12 protein-coding genes and 1 tRNA gene are annotated in these 15058 nt (G+C 61.5%); 12 read left to right on the top strand and 1 reads right to left on the bottom strand.

Annotated features, from left to right (window positions below; translation table 11 throughout):
* The first annotated feature begins 109 nt into the window (after positions 1 to 109).
* The 12 genes from HF682_RS16200 (at position 110) to HF682_RS16145 (ending at position 14061) form a co-directional block, all read left to right on the top strand.
* Positions 110 to 197: transfer RNA gene (locus tag HF682_RS16200), tRNA-Ser, on the top strand.
* 222 nt (positions 198 to 419) lie between these two features.
* A complete protein-coding gene (gene kdpA, locus HF682_RS16195) occupies positions 420 to 2111 on the top strand; it encodes a potassium-transporting ATPase subunit KdpA (RefSeq protein WP_168878371.1) in 1692 nt (563 codons plus the stop codon).
* Between the two features lie 12 nt (positions 2112 to 2123).
* A complete protein-coding gene (kdpB, locus tag HF682_RS16190) occupies positions 2124 to 4178 on the top strand; it encodes a potassium-transporting ATPase subunit KdpB (protein ID WP_168878370.1) in 2055 nt (684 codons plus the stop codon).
* Between the two features lie 10 nt (positions 4179 to 4188).
* Complete coding sequence (gene kdpC, locus HF682_RS16185; protein ID WP_205882132.1) at positions 4189 to 4776, top strand: potassium-transporting ATPase subunit KdpC; 588 nt, start codon at positions 4189 to 4191, stop codon at positions 4774 to 4776.
* A gap of 22 nt (positions 4777 to 4798) precedes the next feature.
* Positions 4799 to 7459, top strand: a complete 2661-nt coding sequence (locus HF682_RS16180; protein ID WP_168878368.1) for an ATP-binding protein — start codon at positions 4799 to 4801, stop codon at positions 7457 to 7459.
* The gene (locus HF682_RS16175) at positions 7449 to 8171 is read left to right on the top strand and encodes a response regulator (protein WP_168878367.1); all 723 of its coding nucleotides are present in this window, start codon (positions 7449 to 7451) and stop codon (positions 8169 to 8171) included. The genes HF682_RS16180 and HF682_RS16175 overlap by 11 nt, the downstream gene beginning before the upstream one ends.
* Before the next feature lie 43 nt (positions 8172 to 8214).
* Entirely contained in the window at positions 8215 to 8916 is a 702-nt protein-coding gene (locus tag HF682_RS16170) for an HAD family hydrolase (protein ID WP_240947312.1), read from the top strand.
* 109 nt (positions 8917 to 9025) lie between these two features.
* On the top strand, positions 9026 to 9475 hold the full coding sequence (locus HF682_RS16165; protein WP_168878366.1) for a DUF4124 domain-containing protein: 450 nt from the start codon (positions 9026 to 9028) through the stop codon (positions 9473 to 9475).
* Between the two features lie 175 nt (positions 9476 to 9650).
* Entirely contained in the window at positions 9651 to 10739 is a 1089-nt protein-coding gene (gene glnL, locus HF682_RS16160) for a nitrogen regulation protein NR(II) (protein WP_168878365.1), read from the top strand.
* Positions 10736 to 12142, top strand: a complete 1407-nt coding sequence (ntrC, locus tag HF682_RS16155; protein ID WP_168878364.1) for a nitrogen regulation protein NR(I) — start codon at positions 10736 to 10738, stop codon at positions 12140 to 12142. Before glnL ends, ntrC begins: the two co-directional genes overlap by 4 nt.
* A complete protein-coding gene (locus tag HF682_RS16150) occupies positions 12132 to 12989 on the top strand; it encodes a hypothetical protein (RefSeq protein WP_168878363.1) in 858 nt (285 codons plus the stop codon). Before ntrC ends, HF682_RS16150 begins: the two co-directional genes overlap by 11 nt.
* A 25-nt stretch (positions 12990 to 13014) precedes the next feature.
* Complete coding sequence (locus HF682_RS16145; RefSeq protein WP_168878362.1) at positions 13015 to 14061, top strand: glycosyltransferase family protein; 1047 nt, start codon at positions 13015 to 13017, stop codon at positions 14059 to 14061.
* Here HF682_RS16145 and HF682_RS16140 read toward each other — a convergent pair.
* Positions 14047 to 15039: a septal ring lytic transglycosylase RlpA family protein gene (locus HF682_RS16140; RefSeq protein WP_168878361.1), complete on the bottom strand. Its 993-nt coding sequence runs from the start codon at positions 15037 to 15039 to the stop codon at positions 14047 to 14049. The two genes, HF682_RS16145 and HF682_RS16140, sit on opposite strands and share 15 nt — an antisense overlap.
* Positions 15040 to 15058: the final 19 nt, after the last annotated feature.

Raw genomic sequence — 15058 nt, 5'->3', positions numbered from 1 at the left:
GACTACCGGGAACCCAGGAAAGTTTCCACCTCAGCTCTCGTCACAACCCGGGCTGCGCGGTATAATGCGCAGCACCTTTGCTGCTGCCGTCCGGTCAGCAGCTTTCAGCGGAAGCTTGGCCGAGTGGTTTAAGGCACTGGTCTTGAAAACCAGCGATGGGCAACCATCCGTGAGTTCGAATCTCACAGCTTCCGCCACCCATGCCTTACACCAATTGCCTTAACGCCATTAGACCGCCAGCAGTGCCATATGTGTATTTGCCATGCCTTGCCAGCGCATGTGTAAGTCGTTCACCAGCAAGCTTTACGCTGTGCAGCCCCAATTTATGCAGAATTTACGCAAACCCGGCCTGGCTGGAATAGTAACTTTACGGGCTGCGCAGCCAGAATTTCTCCTGTGTTCATTACCAGGAGAATCGCGTGTTAGACCTGTTTCTTGTGCTGGCACTGGCCTTGGTGCTCGGCTGGCCGCTAGGCCATTACCTTTCAGCGGTCATGAAAGGCGCCCCCATGCGGGGCGATCGCTGCTTTGGCTGGATTGAAGCCCCGGTTTACCGCCTGCTGGGGGTGGACCCTGCGCAGGGCATGCGCTGGCAAGCCTACGCCAAGGCGTTCCTGTTCAGTAACCTGATGCTGGCCGGAGTGGTGTGGGTGCAGCTGATGTGCCAGGGCTGGCTCCCCCTCAACCCGGATGGTGTGCCGAATATGCGCTGGGATTTGGCGCTGCACACCATGGTGTCCTTTTTGACCAACACCAATCAGCAGCATTACTCGGGTCAAGCTCAGCTATCTTACCTGTCCCAGATGACCTGCATCGTTGGCTTGCAAGTCATCACCCCGATGATGGGCCTCGCGCTGGTGGCCGCCACCTTGCGTGGTCTGTTTGGCGGTCGCAAGACCGAACAGGCGGGCGCCGCACTGGATGTCGGGAATTACTGGGCTGATGTCCTGCGCCCTGCAGTACGGGTATTTATCCCCGTGGCAATGCTGTTTGCCGTGTTGCTCACTACCCAAGGCGTGCCCTCAACCTTGTCGGCAGGGCCCGTGGCGCACCCTGTTGACGCCAGCGCAGGCATGGCGACGCAAAAGATTCCGCTTGGCCCCGTCGCCGCCATGGTGTCAGTCAAGCAGTTGGGTACCAATGGTGGTGGCTGGTATGGCCCGAACAGCAGTGTGGCGCTGGAAAACCCCAGCCCGCTGACCAACTTGCTGCAATGTCTGGCCTTGATTTTGTTCCCGGTCGCCATTGCATTCATGATCGGCCCGTTTACCGGGCGCAAGAAGTTCTCGGCCCTGGTGCTGGGCACCATGTTGCTGATGTCGCTCCTGTCCGCGACCGCCTCATGGTGGCTAGAAAGTCACCCAGCAGTGGCTTCAAGCCAGGTCGTCATGGAAGGCAAAGAGGTACGCCTGGGCGTGGATGCGTCAGCAGTCTGGTCGGCCTTCACCACCCAAAGCAGCAATGGCTCTGTCAATGCCATGCATGATTCGCTGACCCCGCTGACCGGCATGGTCGCAATGAGCAATATGCTGATCAATGCCATCTGGGGCGGTGTTGGCTGCGGTTTGCAGCAGTTTCTGGTGTACCTGCTGCTGTCGGTGTTTTTGGCAGGATTGATGACGGGCCGGACACCGGAATTGTTTGGCCGCAAGGTGGAAGCCGGTGAAGTGAAATTGCTGGCGGTACTGGTCCTGCTGCAGCCGCTGGTGCTTTTGGGCATGACCGCGCTGACGCTGAGCCTGCCCGCCCTCACCGGCAATTCCAATCCGGGCTTCCATGGCATCAGCCAGGTGTTTTATGAGTTCACCTCGGCATTTGCCAACAATGGCTCTGGCTTTGAGGGGCTGGGTGATGCCAGTTACTGGTGGAACCTGAGCTGCGCATTGGTCCTGTTACTCGGACGCTACCCCGCACTGATCTTGCCGCTGATCATTGCAGCCCGTTTGGGCAGCAAGCGAGTTGCCCCCGAAGGTGGCGGTAGTCTGCAAGTAGAAACACCGACCTTTGCCCTCACGCTGATTGCGGTGGTGGTGATCCTGACCCTGCTGCAGTTCTTGCCGGTACTGGTTTTAGGCCCGATTGCCGAGCATCTGTCGCTGATGGCCCATTAAGGATATCCTGTCATGACCTCATTCACTTCCTCCCCCACTCAACGCAAGACCCACCAGGCTTTGCTGGATGCCGCGGGATTCAAGGCCGCGCTGGGTGCATCCTTTACCAAACTGGCACCCCAGCATGCGTTCAAGAACCCGGTCATGGCTGTGGTCTGGGTCGGAACGGTACTCACCGCCGTCTTGACCCTGACGGGCGCATCCAGCCCCAAACTGGGCTGGACGGTGACGAGCCTGCTGTTCGTTACGGTCTGGTTTGCCAACTTCGCAGAGGCCATCGCCGAAGCCCGTGGCCGGGGCCAGGCGGCCTCGCTGCGCCGGGCGCGTCAGTCGCTGGTTGCACGGCGGCTGTCCGATCCGACACAACGTCACCAGACCACCACTGTCGCTGGCGCCGATTTACAACCTGGCGATCTGGTGCTGGTCTCTGCCGGTGAGATCATCCCGGCGGATGGCGAAATCGTGCAGGGTCTGGCCACCATCAATGAATCGGCCGTGACCGGTGAATCTGCCCCCGTACTACGTGAGGCGGGAACCGACCGCTCTGGCGTGATTGGCGGCACCAAGGTGTTGTCAGACGAGATTGTGGTCAAGATTACGGTGGCACCCGGACATAGCTTCCTGGATCGCATGATTGCCCTGGTTGAAGGTGCAAACCGGCAGAAAACCCCGAACGAAGTGGCTCTCGGCTTGTTGCTGTTCACCATGACGATCACCTTCCTGCTGGTGGTCGCCACCCTCCCCTTTATTGCGGGCTTTGTGGGTGTCACGCTCAATCCCTTGCTGCTGGTCGCCTTGCTGGTCTGCCTGATCCCCACAACGATTGGCGGCTTGCTGCCAGCCATCGGGATTGCCGGGATGAACCGGGCGCTGTCCGCCAATGTATTGGCCAAATCCGGCAAAGCGGTGGAGGTGGCAGGCGATGTTGATGTGCTGCTGCTGGACAAGACGGGAACCATTACCTATGGCGACCGCCAGGCGACCGCCTTCCATGCATTGGCTGGCATCGACCATGCCGCGTTACGTGAAGCGGCCTTGCTGTCCTCGCTGGCGGACCCCACCCCTGAGGGTAAATCCATCGTCAAGCTGGCACGCCAGCCCGGTGAGTCGCTGGAGGAGCCAGAACAGGCACACTTTGTGGCCTTCAGCGCACACACCCGCATGTCCGGCGTCGACCTGCCAGACGGGCGCACCATCCGCAAAGGGGCCATGGATGCCATCAGTCGCCATGTGCAGTCGCTCGGTGGGCAAGTCCCGCTTGAACTGGCCAACCGGGTTGAGGCGGTTGCCCGCAAAGGGGCCACCCCGCTGGTGGTATCGGATGGCAAGCATCTGCTGGGCGTGGTGGAGCTCTCCGATGTGGTGAAACACGGCATCAAGGAGAAGTTTGCGCACTTCCGGGCGATGGGGGTCAAAACCATCATGATCACCGGGGACAACCCCTTGACCGCAGCCGCCATAGCGGCCGAAGCCGGGGTCGACGATTACATTGCGGAGGCAACCCCCGAGGACAAGCTGGCCCGTATCCGCAAGGAACAGGCAGGTGGCCGACTGGTCGCCATGGTCGGTGACGGCACCAACGATGCCCCGGCACTGGCCCAGGCAGATGTCGGTCTGGCCATGAACTCAGGAACACAGGCCGCCAAGGAAGCCGGCAATATGGTCGATCTGGACAACGATCCCGCCAAACTGCTGCAGGTGGTAGAAATCGGCAAGCAGCAGCTGATCACCCGCGGGGCGCTCACCACCTTCTCTCTGGCCAATGATGTATCCAAGTACTTTGCCATCCTGCCCGCGCTGTTTGCCGGTGCGATTCCCGCCATGGCCACGCTGAATGTCATGCAGCTGTCCAGCCCGAACAATGCGGTGATTGCCGCCTTGCTGTTCAACGCGATCATCATCCCGGCGCTGATCCCGCTGGCGCTGCGCGGAGTACGCTTCCGCCCGTCAACCGCAACGGCGCTGTTACGACGCAACATGCTGGTGTATGGGCTCGGCGGCATCATCCTGCCGTTCCCGGCCATCAAGTTGATCGACATGCTGTTGCATGCCACCTTTGGCGCATGAGGAGATTGCCATGAATACCGTTGATATCACCCCGCAAACCCGCCTGCTACGCCCGGCCTTGGGAATGGCCATGCTGACTCTGCTCGGCTTCGGGCTGACCTACTCCCTGTTGGCGACAGGACTGGGCCGCGCCCTGTCTCCCTACACCGCCACCGGTAGTCTGGTCACCCGGGATGGGGTGGTCGCAGGCTCTACCCTGGTCTCGCAACCTTTCGCATCAGCGCGATACTTCATGGGGCGACCCACCGCATCCGGTCATGATCCCATGGCCATGGCCGGCAGTAATCTGGCGCATTCCAACCCCGAGCTCATGCAGCGAATCACAGCGGCGCGCAAAGCCGTTGCCCAGCGTGAAGGCGTGCCGCTCGAACGCGTACCCGCGGATCTGTTCACACAGTCTGGCAGTGGCAGTGATCCGCACATCAGCCCGGAAGCCGCACGCCTACAAATCGCCCGCGTCGCACAAGCGCGCCATCTGCCTGCGGAGCAGGTCGCCAAGCTGGTCTCGGCCCATACAGAAGGCAAGCAGTTCGGCCTGTTGGGTCAACCCCGGGTCAACGTGCTTGCACTGAATCTGGCTCTGGACACCTTGAAGTAACATTACGCAGAGAGGCTGCCCCATGAATGACGATCGCGATGCCAAAGCCGATGCCCTGATACAGGAGCTGCAGCGTCAGAAAGCCGGGCAGCTGACCATTTTCCTTGGCGCAGCGCCCGGGGTAGGAAAAACCTACGCCATGCTGTCCCGTGCCAAGGAACTACAAAAGCAAGGGGTGGATATTGTCATCGGGCTGGTAGAAACCCATGGCCGCACCGAAACAGCCGCCTTGTTGAGTGGGCTTGAGCTGATCCCGCGGCGGGTGGTGAGCTACCAGGGGCATACGCTCGATGAGCTCGATACGGACACCATCCTGGCCAGAAGCCCGAAAGTGGTAGTGGTGGATGAGCTGGCGCACCGCAATGCCCCCGGCAGCCGCCATGAGCGCCGCTGGCAGGATGTCGTGGAGTTGATGGATGCTGGAATCGACGTCTACTCAGCCGTCAACGTCCAGCATCTGGAGAGCCTGAACGATGTGGTGTATCGCATTACCGGTGTGCGCGTCAGCGAGACGGTGCCTGATGCGGTGCTGGACCGCTTGCGTGACATCCGTCTGGTGGACCTGCCACCGCGTGAGTTGATCGAGCGGCTGAATCAAGGCAAGGTCTACATTCCGGATCAGGCGGAGCGTGCACTGCAAGCCTTCTTCTCGCCCGCCAACCTGGCAGCCTTGCGTGAGCTTGCCATGCAAACGGCGGCAGACTGTGTGGAAGGTGACTTTCGGGCCTCTCAGCAGGCCAGGGGGCTGCCTGGTGTCGCTTTGCGGCGCAGGGTACTGGTTGCCGTAGATGGCCTGGGCGCGTCAGAATACCTGGTCCGCGCGGGACGACGCATGGCAGAGCGGCGGGATGCGCCCTGGAGTGTCATCTCGGTCCAGCCGGGGGGCAGCGTTGATGCAGCCCGTCAGGCCGCGCTGGACCAGGCCTTTGCCTTGGCACGCAGTCTGGGAGCAGACACCGAAGTGCTGTATGGCAGCAGTGTCGCGGAAGCCTTGCTTGCGCATGCCGAGCGGGCGGGCGCCTCCACGCTGGTGATCGGACGCACGCGTGAGCGGCCGATCGCGCGCATGTTCAACCGGACGTTGACGCAGCAACTCCTGCAGAGAGGAACGCACTATGAGCTGGTCATCATTGGCACACCCAGTTTCCGGATGAAGGCCCGAATGCAGAAATGCCGGTCCGTATCGCCCTTCAGCTGGCAGGATGTGCCCCTGGCCGCACTCGCCTCGATCTTTGCCACCGGCATGGCCTGGGGCGCGGAGCGTTGGCTGGGCTTGCATGACCTCTCCATGGTGTTCATTGTTGCCGTTGTGCTGGTGGCCGCCCGTACACGCATGACGGCTTCAGCATTAACCGCGATACTGTGCTTTTTTGCCTATAACTTCTTCTTTATTGAGCCTCGCCTCACCTTCTATATCGGGGCCAGCCAGGGTTTTGCCACGGTCTTTCTGTTTCTGGCGGCGGCGCTGGCAGCAGGGCGGCTGGCTTCACAATTGCGCATGCAGGTCCTCGCCTTGCGAGCCGCCAATGCCCACGCCACCGCCCTGCAGGAGCTCGGGCGGACGCTCAGTACTGCAGCGGACCTGGGCGAGGTTTTACGCGCAGGCCGAACGGTGCTGGAGCAGCACCTGCAGGCACGCGTGCGGCTGGAGGTCGGTACGCTTGCCGAGCAATCCAGCGGCAGTGTGCTGGAAAGCCTGGACCGGGGTGCCGCAGACTGGGCATTGCATCATGCTCAACTGGCCGGACGCTATACCGATACCCTAGCAGGTGCTTCCTGGTGGTTTCTGCCGCTCTTGAACGGGGGGCAGGCGGTTGGCGTCATCGGCCTGCAATTTGGCGCACATGAAGCTCGCCTGTCTGCAGAACAGCGACGCTTGGCGGAAGCCATGGTGGAAGGCATAGCGCAGGCGGTTCAGCGTACCCGACTGGTTGCGGAGCTGGAAAGCGCACGGGTCAGCAATGAGGCAGAGCGCCTGCGCTCCGCCTTGCTCTCTTCGGTTTCGCACGACTTGCGCTCACCTTTGACCGCCATGATTGGATCGGCCAGCAGCTTGAGCAATTACAGTGACGCCATCAGTGCTGCAGATCGCAAATCGCTGCTGGATGCCATCTTGCAAGAAGGTGAACGTCTGGACCGTTATATCCAGAACCTGCTGGACATGACCCGGCTAGGGCACAATGGGCTGAGCCTGAAGCGCGACTGGATCGGGGTAGATGAGCTGATCGGGTCCGCCACCGGCCGGCTCCGGCGGTATCAGCCGGATGTCCGCCTCAATGTCCTGATTCAGCCGGATCTTGCACCCATCTGGGTGCATCCGGCGCTGGTGGAGCAGGCCTTGTTCAATGTACTGGAGAATGCCGCCAAATTCTCTCCGCCGGGCGAGGCCATCGACATTTCCGCCCAGTTGGCAGAGGAACAACTGCAGCTGGACATCCGTGATCACGGACCTGGCATTCCAGAAGATGAGCGTAGCCGGATTTTTGACATGTTCTATTCCGTTGAACGCGGAGACCGTGGGCGCCAGGGCACCGGCCTCGGCTTGAGCATTGCGCAGGGGATGGTGGGCGCACATGGCGGCAGTATCGAGGCCTTGCCGCCCAGAGCGGGACAAGGCACACTGATCCGCATCCGGCTACCGCTGTTGGTACCCGCCTCTTCAGAGAGGGCTGATGGTCACTGATACCTCTGCATCCACGTCCACACGCATTCTGGTGATCGACGACGAGCCTCAGATTCGTCGTTTCCTCGACATCGGCCTGCGGGCACAGGGTTATACGGTCGTACAGGCAGAAACCGGGCAGGGCGGGCTGGAAAAACTGGCGGCCCTGGGTGCTGACCTTGTGATCCTGGACATTGGGCTGCCGGACATGGATGGACACGAGGTTCTGAAAGCGCTGCGTCAGTGGTCACAGGTTCCCGTTGTCATGCTCTCCGTGCGCGCAGGTGAGCAGGAAAAGGTGGCCGCGCTGGATGCGGGTGCAAATGACTATGTCACCAAACCCTTTGGCACCCAGGAGCTCATGGCGCGAATCCGGGTACTGCTCAGGCAGAACATGCCTGCCCAGGAGGCACCCACCCTGTTCGATGACGGACACCTGCGTATTGATCAGGCCCGCCGCGAAGTCCGCCTGGACGGGGAGCTCATCACGCTGGGGCGCAAGGAATACGCGCTACTGGTCTTGCTGCTCAAGCACAGCGGCCGTGTGGTCACCCAGCCCCAGATCCTGCGGGAAATCTGGGGGATGACCCATACAGATGACACTCACTACATCCGCATTCTGGTCGGCAAGTTGCGCCTGAAACTGGGCGACTCGCCGCTGAAGCCCCGCTACATTGCCACCGAGCCTGGTGTGGGCCTGCGGTTTCTGGAAGGTCCGCAGGTCACCGGCTAAGTCCCCCCGATCCCGTGTAGTGCCTTGGCAAGTACACCGCATCATGGCCAAGTGGTCTGACACGGAACAGGACAACTTGCCACATCGGGTGCCGCATGCCAGCATGGTCAGCTTCAGCAGGCCAGCGGCAAGGAATGACATGATCAAGGCGGTGGTATTTGATTTTGGCGGGGTGTTGTTCGACTGGAGCCCGGAGTATCTGTATCAGACCTTGATTCCGGATGAAGCCGAGCGCCGCTGGTTTCTGCAAGAAGTGTGCAATCCCGCCTGGAACCTGCAACAGGATGCCGGGCGCAGCATTGCTGAAGCCGAAGCGGAAAAAATCGCTGCCTTTCCGCAGCATGAAACCTTGATCAAGGCCTTCTACGGGCAGTGGCCGGTGATGCTGAAAGGCGCGCTGACTGACGGCGTGGCATTGCTGGAATCCCTGCACGCAGCAGACATTCCTTTGTACGGCCTGACCAACTGGTCTGCCGAAACCTACCCTTACGCCGAGCAGCACTACCCTTTTCTGCAACGCTTTCGCCATGTTGCGGTGTCGGGACGCCTGAAACTGGCCAAGCCTGATCCGGCCATTTATCAGCACCTGCTGCAACACATCGGCGTCGCCGCAGAGGCTTGCGTGTTCATCGACGATGTATTACACAATGTGGAAGGGGCACGTGCACTCGGCTGGCACGCCATCCACCACCGCTCGGGGCCGGACACCGCGGCTGCCCTGCGTGCCCTGGGCCTCTCCTTCTAGCAGAAAAGCAACAGCGCGGAATCCGCTTTCAGAACAAACCCTTGCACTGTTTTTGCCATTGGCATAAACTGGACTTTCCCCCTGCGAAAACGTACTAAGAGGTGTGTTCATGAAACTGCTGCCCATTATGCTGCTGGCGCTGCCCTTCATGGCCCAGGCAGACATCTTCAAAGTGGTGGATGCCAACGGCAACATTACCTATACCAATACCCAGGTTAAAGGCGCGCAGCGCGTCATCGTGGATGAAACCCCCGGGGGTAGCGTCAACCCCAGCCCGCGCCGTGCCAGTGCCGGCGGTGCCCCGGCCGCCACGCCTGCCAGCTTCCCCAAGGTAGAGACCGAGACCCAGAAACGGCGTGATGCCACCCGTTTCCAGATCCTCACCGAGGAGCTGAATGACGAAAACCGCATGCTGGATGATGCCCGCAAGCAGCTCACCAGCATCGCCAGCCAGAAGGCCAGCCCGGATCAACTGGCCAGCGCCCAGAACAAAGTGACCTTGCATGAGAAGAACATCGAGGCCTTGAAGAAAGAGCTGGCTGGCGTCAAGCAGTACTAAACCCGATCACCCTCATTTTGCACCATTTTGGTGCGGAATTCTTGCCTAATGCGTCAGCATGGTGCAATCTGCTGCTCTGGGTGCAGCATTTGCAGCATGCCGCTCTGGCGCAAAACTTGCTGAGTCCTGCACACCATCCAACCGGATGGCCGTAATGCCACCATGCAGGATGACCATGACTGTCGTTGTCGACGCTTTTGCCGGGCTGGACTGGCTGGAACATGCCGTGTTCGCACTGGATGCGGAGGACCGGCTCCGCTATGCCAACCCGGCGGCCGAGCAGTGGCTGGGGACCAGCCTGCGCATGCTGCTGGACAAGCGGCTCCCCGAGCTGTTTGACAGCCAGGCCCGCCCTTGGCTGGACCAGGCGCTGGAGCGTGCCCGCCAGCAACATGCCCCCTGCCGCGAGTACGACATCCGCCTGTGCACCGTACCGCACCGCCAGCAGCTGCACGGCAACCTGCATGTGATTCCGCTGCTGGACCACCCCGCCCTGCCTGATGGCCTGCTGATTGAGTTGACGGCGGTCGACCCACAATGGAAAGTGGTCCAGGAAGAGCAGATGGCACGTCAGCAGGCGGCAAACCGCGAGTTGATGCGCAATCTGGCACACGAGATCAAAAACCCGCTGGGTGGCATCCGGGGCGCCGCGCAATTGCTGGAGCATGAGCTGGCCGATCCGGCGCTGCATGAGTACACCGAGGTGATCCGCAGCGAAACGGACCGCCTGCAAGCCTTGCTGGACCGCCTGTTGACCCGCAATCCGCGTCCACAGCCCGGCTGGCTGAACATTCATGAGGTGCTGGAGCGGGTACGCCAGCTGGTCAGCGCCGAAACTCATCGCGCCGTTCATTTTCGCTGTGACTACGACGCCAGCCTGCCGGAATTACTGGCTGATCGAGGGCAGCTGGTGCAAGTGGTGCTCAATATCGTCAAGAATGCAGTGCAGGCGCTGAATGGTCAGGGGGAGATCGGCTTGCGCACCCGCATTGCCCGGCAAGTGACCTTACATCGCAAGCGGCATGGCATGGCGGTGCAGGTGGACATCATCGACAGTGGTCCTGGCATTCCACCCGCCTTGCAGCCACAGGTCTTTTACCCGCTGGTCACCGGGCGGGCGGAGGGTACCGGGCTGGGCCTCTCGCTGGCGCAGAGCATCGTGCACCAGCATGGTGGCACACTGGACTTTGAGAGCCGCCCCGGTCATACCGTGTTTACCATCCTGCTGCCAGTGCAATTTACCCCTGTTGCGGAGTCTGCATGAGTCAAGTCTGGATCGTCGATGACGATCGTTCCATTCGCTGGGTGTTCGAGAAGGCACTGAGCCGGGCCGGAATTTCCTGCCAAAGCTTTGCCGAGGTCAGCAGCGCACGGGACGCGTTGGCCACCCAGGTGCCGCAGGTGCTGATCAGCGACATCCGCATGCCGGGCGAAAATGGCCTGGATTTCCTGCGTGAATTGCGTCAACAGCAGCCGCAGCTGCCGGTCATCATCATGACCGCCTATTCCGATCTGGAAAGCGCAGTCGCCGCCTTCCAGCACGGTGCTTTCGAGTATTTGCCCAAGCCCTTTGATGTGGACCAGGCCGTGGCACTGATCGAGCGTGCGCTGTCGTCCAACCCGACCCAGCCGGTCGATGCTGAGGCCCCCGCCAGCAGTACCGACATGCTGGGCCAGGCCCCGGCCATGCAGGATGTATTCCGCGCGATTGGCCGCTTGTCCCAGTCCATCGCCACCGTCTTGATTACCGGGGAATCGGGTTCCGGCAAGGAGCTGGTGGCGCGTGCCCTCCATCGCCACAGCCCGCGCCATAACCGCGCCTTCATTGCCATCAATACTGCGGCCATCCCGCGCGATCTGCTTGAATCCGAGCTGTTTGGTCATGAACGGGGGGCCTTTACCGGGGCCCAGACCCAGCGTCAGGGGCGCTTTGAGCAGGCAGATGGCGGCACCCTGTTTCTGGACGAGATCGGCGACATGCCTGCCGAGCTGCAAACACGGCTACTGCGGGTATTGTCGGATGGCTATTTCTATCGTGTCGGCGGTCATCAACCGGTCAAAGCCAATGTGCGGGTGATTGCCGCCACCCATCAGGATCTGGAAACCCGGGTACGGGAAGGTCACTTTCGGGAGGACCTGTTCCACCGCCTGAACGTGATTCGCTTGCGGCTGCCCCCTTTGCGTGAACGCCCGCAGGACATCCCTTTGCTGACCCGGCACTTCCTGCAGCGCAGTGCCCGCGAGCTGGGTGTGGAGCCGAAGCAGCTGAGTGAGGCTGTGCTACAGCTGCTGGCGCAGCATCCCTTGCCAGGCAATGTCCGTCAGCTGGAAAACCTGTGCCACTGGCTCACGGTCATGGCGCCCGGGCAGCGGGTTGAACTGGCCGACATGCCGCCGGAATTCCGCCAAACGGATGCCGCCGTATCTGCAGCCGCAAGTCAGGGTGACTGGCTGCAGCATCTGGCACAGCATGCCCGCGATGCCCTGCAGCGTGGCGACAGCAATATCCTACCGGCGCTCGCCGCCCGCTTCGAGGCCACCCTGATTCAGGAGGCCTTGCAGCATACCCATGGCCGCCGCATCGAGGCTGCACAGCTGCTGGGCCTGGGGCGCAACACCCTGACCCGCAAGATTCAGGAACTGGGGCTGGGTCACGGTGACGACTGACGCCGCCCGTCAGCGCTGGTGGCTGTTGCAACTGGCCGACCGTGCCAGCGGCACCCCGCGGCAGTGGTTGCTACTGGATGCAGCGCAGGCGCTTTCGCGCTCGGCAGATTACCGGCCGCCGTGGCAGGATCGCCTGCGTTTGTGGCGGGCAGACCGGTTGGGCAACAGCAGCCTGTACCGTTTTCTTAAGCGCCTGCTACCTGCTTATGCGGCCCTGTACGCACCGCGCCCCCTGGAGCCCGTGCGCATATTGCTTGCGTTCGAGCACGTCCTGCTGGTTGCCAGCCTGCTGCTCGGCATTCTGCTGGTCACACCTCACCCCGCGGTACTGCGGGCGGAGATCATGGCGGCCTTTTGCCTGCCAATCGGTTTGTACTACGGCGTAAGGCAAGCCCGGCAGCTGCATCATCGCTGGCAAACGCATTGTGAACGCCAGCTGGCCCAGCTCGCTGAGCTGGAGCCGCAGGTATTGGAACAAAGCCCATCGCTCGCACACTGGCTGCAAGGCATGCTACCCGCGCCCAGCGCGTCTGTACTGTTGGCACAACTGGCCACCGCTCCGGGTAGCTGGCGTGACATCGAGTCGATGCCACGCTTTGCCATCTGGCAGCCCCTGCCCGAATGGCCCTGGCGCCAGTGGCTGGTGGAAGTGCTGGCCTGCCTGACACCTTTGGTACTGCTGACCTGTACTTTGGTCGGGCCACGCTGGCTGACTTTAGGAGCATGGGCCGCTATGGCCGCTGGAGTACATTTGCTACCATGGAAGCCTGCCCCTTACGCGCAGCGCTGGTTATGGCTGCTGCTGGCCGGGGCCTGTGGCAGCGGTCTGGGACTGCTGCTGACCTGATCGTGTCTGAACACCGGGAGGCTGGATGGCAAGCCCGAGTGCAGCAGCATTACATGGTTACAGCCTGATTGATGCCCGGCAGCAGGTCTGGCTTCCCTATGATGTGGAACGCGAGGCCACGGCAAACCTGCGGCCCTTGCACGAATATCAGGCCACGCAACACGCAGGGCGTCAGCCTTTCCGGCTGGATCACGGCCGCTTGCGTACCTTGCATGTCCTCAACGGCATGGGGGTGGCGCTGGGTGATTCCATTATTGGCATCAGTGCACTGGCCTGGCTGAAGGCCCACCACCCCGACCTGCATATTCACCTGTACCGGGCCCGGCATGCACCGCGTTACGTCGAAGCCCTGTACCAGCTGGCCAGCCCGCTGCTGCAGCAGGTGCATTACCTGCCACAACCCTTGCCCAAGCTGGATGCCGATGCGGCGCTCGTAGACCTCGCAGATATTGTCTATTGGCCACAGTTTGATGATACCCCGATGATCGATTTTTTCCTGTCGGGTCTGGGCATCGATCCTGCGAGGGTGCCTGCGGCGAGTAAAGCCAATGACTGGCTGCAGTCGTTCGACTTGCCCCTGCCCGCCAAACCCTGGCGGCACAGTGCGTACCTGCTGTTCTGCCCGCGTGCCAGCGTGCCGCTGCGCAGCATTCCGCAGGCGGTACAGCACACGCTGGTCGAACAACTGTGGCAACACTACCAGCTGCCTGTGCTGGGCTTCGAGCCCTTGCACCATCCGCACTATTACAACGTGGCCGCACTGTCGCCGGATACGTTCCACTTCCTGTCCTGGGTACGCGGCGCATCCTTGCTGGTCTCGACGGATACCGCAGCGGTACATGCCGCAGCGGGATTTGGGGTACCGACACTGGCGGGTTTTGTCAGCATCGCCCCCTGGCTGCGCACCCGTGACTATCCTTTATGTCACAGCCTGGACCTGCGCCTGCCGGAATTGAATGGCCTGCACCACAGTGACGATAAGGCGCTGGAGCAGCTGGCTGTCCATCAATGGCGTGATGGCATGTCTCCTGATGCGCTCAAGCAGGTCAAACCCCGGTCAGTGCACCGGTAGCGGCGTCATCCCCGCCAGCTGCTGCACCACTGGGATCGCCTCGCGCGCGCTGGCATCGCTATCGTAACTGCCCACCCACACCCGGTACAGGCCGTTGCGCTGTACCACCTGCACCGGCTTGCCGTGCTCGGCCAAGACCCCTGCCATCTTGTCGCGCAGCACTTCTGCATTGGCTTTCAGGCTGAATGAGCCCAGTTGCAGATAGAAGCCGGCCGGCTCTGGCTGCGCCGTACTGGCCGGTGTCTGCGGGGTCTCCGCGATGGGTGTAACCGGCTGTTGCGCCAGCACCGTGGGTGGGGCAGACTTTTCCTCACCCGGAAACACCCGCTCTACTTTGACGCGGGCACTACCCTTGCTGACATAGCCGAGCTTGAACGCCGCCGCATAGGAGAGGTCGACCAGCCGTTCAATATGAAACGGGCCGCGATCATTGATGCGGACAATCACCGAGCGACCGTTTTCCAGATTGGTCACCCGGGCATAGCTGGGGATGGGCAAGGTACGATGTGCGCCACTCATCTGGAACATGTCGTAGGTTTCGCCACTGCTGGTGCGCTTGCCATGGAATTTTCGACCATACCAGGAGGCGCGGCCTTCCTCGACATAGGCCTTGCCCTGGGTATCCGGTACCCAGGTTCGACCCAGTACATTGTAGGGCCGGTTGGCAAATTTATGCAGTGGCTCATTCTGTGGCACCGCATCCGGCGTGGCGGCCAGGTTATCCGGAATCTGCTCTGCCGGGCCATCGTCCAGATAATAGCCGCCGTCTTTGGCTGGCGGCGGCAGGTTAGGGTCGCGACTGGCCTGCTTGCCGGGCTGATAGACAGGCGCGGGTTTACCCGCAGGGCTGGCTGGTGCAGGTGGCTCGCCACGATGGGCTACCGGGGCCGGGGCCTGACTGCTTTGCTGCGGGGAAGAGGTACTGCCGCAAGCAGCCAGCAAGGCGGTCAACAGCAGCAAGACAAAACGTAACAACATGGTGCTCTCCAGCACGGTT

This window comes from Leeia aquatica (assembly GCF_012641365.1).
GTDB lineage: Bacteria > Pseudomonadota > Gammaproteobacteria > Burkholderiales > Leeiaceae > Leeia > Leeia aquatica.
The sequence above is the reverse complement of the archived record's forward strand: the minus strand, read 5'-3'. Positions and strand labels throughout refer to the sequence as shown.

Excerpts from the sequence above, each read along its gene's own strand:
- HF682_RS16175 (WP_168878367.1), top strand. The coding sequence starts at position 7,449 with ATGGTCACTGATACCTCTGCATCCACGTCCACACGCATTCTGGTGATC.
- kdpB (WP_168878370.1), top strand. The coding sequence starts at position 2,124 with ATGACCTCATTCACTTCCTCCCCCACTCAACGCAAGACCCACCAGGCT.
- HF682_RS16170 (WP_240947312.1), top strand. The coding sequence starts at position 8,215 with ATGGCCAAGTGGTCTGACACGGAACAGGACAACTTGCCACATCGGGTG.
- HF682_RS16180 (WP_168878368.1), top strand. The coding sequence starts at position 4,799 with ATGAATGACGATCGCGATGCCAAAGCCGATGCCCTGATACAGGAGCTG.
- kdpC (WP_205882132.1), top strand. The coding sequence starts at position 4,189 with ATGAATACCGTTGATATCACCCCGCAAACCCGCCTGCTACGCCCGGCC.
- HF682_RS16145 (WP_168878362.1), top strand. The coding sequence starts at position 13,015 with ATGGCAAGCCCGAGTGCAGCAGCATTACATGGTTACAGCCTGATTGAT.
- HF682_RS16165 (WP_168878366.1), top strand. The coding sequence starts at position 9,026 with ATGAAACTGCTGCCCATTATGCTGCTGGCGCTGCCCTTCATGGCCCAG.
- ntrC (WP_168878364.1), top strand. The coding sequence starts at position 10,736 with ATGAGTCAAGTCTGGATCGTCGATGACGATCGTTCCATTCGCTGGGTG.
- HF682_RS16140 (WP_168878361.1), bottom strand. The coding sequence starts at position 15,039 with ATGTTGTTACGTTTTGTCTTGCTGCTGTTGACCGCCTTGCTGGCTGCT.
- glnL (WP_168878365.1), top strand. The coding sequence starts at position 9,651 with ATGACTGTCGTTGTCGACGCTTTTGCCGGGCTGGACTGGCTGGAACAT.